At 71.3% G+C, this 1,562-nt stretch carries 1 protein-coding gene and 1 pseudogene; both read left to right on the plus strand.

The annotated features are described in order from the left end of the window. A pseudogene (locus tag ACK5KK_RS16455) lies at positions 1-185 on the plus strand (aldo/keto reductase); the annotation flags it as partial. Positions 186-268: 83 nt separating this feature from the next. Continuing rightward, on the plus strand, positions 269-1,519 hold the full coding sequence (locus ACK5KK_RS16460) for a DUF418 domain-containing protein (protein WP_416891162.1): 1,251 nt from the start codon (positions 269-271) through the stop codon (positions 1,517-1,519). The last annotated feature ends 43 nt before the right edge of the window (positions 1,520-1,562 follow it).

Below are 1,562 nucleotides of genomic sequence, written 5' to 3' on the forward strand. Positions count from 1 at the left end.
TGGTCGTGATCCCCAAGTCCGTGGACCCTGCGCGGATGGCGCAGAACCTCGACGTCTTCGGATTCACCCTCACGGCAGCCGACATGGACCAGATCGCTGCCCTCGACCAAGCCACCTCACAATTCTTCGACCACCGCGACCCCGAGACGGTGCGGCGGCTGGCGGCCCGGCGCCTCGACGGTTGACGGCACCCTCCACCTGGCGGCGGACAGCCGATCTCCCCCGGGCGGCGGATGCCGCGGCATCCACCAGCGGCGAGGCTGGAGGCATGACGACGGACGTGAACACGACCGCTGCGCCACCGCGCGCCCTCGCCCCCGACATCGCACGCGGGCTGATGCTGCTCATGATCGCCCTCGCGAACGCGCCCTGGTACGCGTTCGATGTGCCGCGCGGGGTGCTGTTCAGTCACGCGACCGACGCCGCGGGGACCGACCGGGTGTGGCAGGTCATCTCGATCATCGCGATCGACGCACGCAGCTACCCGCTGTTCGCGTTCCTGTTCGGGTACGGCATCTGGCAGTTGCACCGGCGGCAGCGCGCCGCCGGGGTCGATGATCGTGCCGTCCGTCGCGTGCTGCGCCGCCGTCACCTGTGGATGATCGCCTTCGGCGCTGTCCACGCGCTGCTGCTGTGGTACGGCGACATCGTCGGGGCCTACGGGCTGGTGGGGCTGATCGTCGTGGCCGCTCTCCTCGGCCGCAGCGATCGGGCACTGAGGATCACGGCCTGGGTGCTCGCGGGTCTGATCGCCACCGGCGCGGTCACGAGTGTCGTGTCGGCGGTGACGCTGCAGTGGCTGACGCAGAGCGGACTGCTCGGATCCTGGATGCCGGTCGGCGACGCGCCGTTCGACCTGTTCGCCGTGTTCGCCGTCGACGACTACGGGGTGTCGATGGCCGTCCGTCTCGCGTTCTGGGCGGTGTCCACGGTCGGACAGCTGGTGGCGTTGACCGTGCCGCTGTCGGTCGTCCTCGGGATGCTCGCCGCACGCCGCGGTCTGCTGGACGCCCCGCAGGACCACCGTCGCATCCTGCGGGGCGTCGCCCTCGGCGGCATCGCGGTCGGCTGGGCCGGCGGCGCGGTCACGGCGCTGCAGTTCGCCGGCATCCTTCCCCTCGAGACCGCGTTCGCGTGGGGGTTGCAGGGCTGGCACGCGTTGACGGGTGTGGCCGGCGGCATCGGGTACGCCGCCGCGTTCGGGCTGCTCGCGGTGCGGATGCACCCGAACCCCGGCCTGATCGGTGGAGCGCTGCAGGCGGTCGGCAAGCGGTCGCTGAGCTGTTACCTCGCCCAGTCCGTGATCCTTGCGCCGCTGCTATCGGCGTGGGGGCTCGGCCTCGGGTATCGGTTGCCGCCGCTGATGATCGCCGCCATCGCGGTGGCCACCTGGCTCGTCACGGTGGTCGGCGCGGTCGTCCTGGAACGCGCCGGAAAGCGCGGGCCCGCCGAGTCGCTGCTGCGTCGGCTGTCGTACCGATCGACGCCGGAGGCCACGCCGATCCCCGTCGCTGGGTGATACCTCCAGTCGGGGGCGATAGGATGCACGCATCCCGTATGGC

This window comes from Microbacterium sp. (assembly GCF_047972865.1).
Taxonomy (GTDB): Bacteria; Actinomycetota; Actinomycetes; order Actinomycetales; family Microbacteriaceae; genus Microbacterium.

What these genes read in the sequence shown, in the direction of transcription:
- ACK5KK_RS16460 (WP_416891162.1), top strand. Translation starts at nt 269, where the DNA reads ATGACGACGGACGTGAACACGACCGCTGCGCCACCGCGCGCCCTCGCC.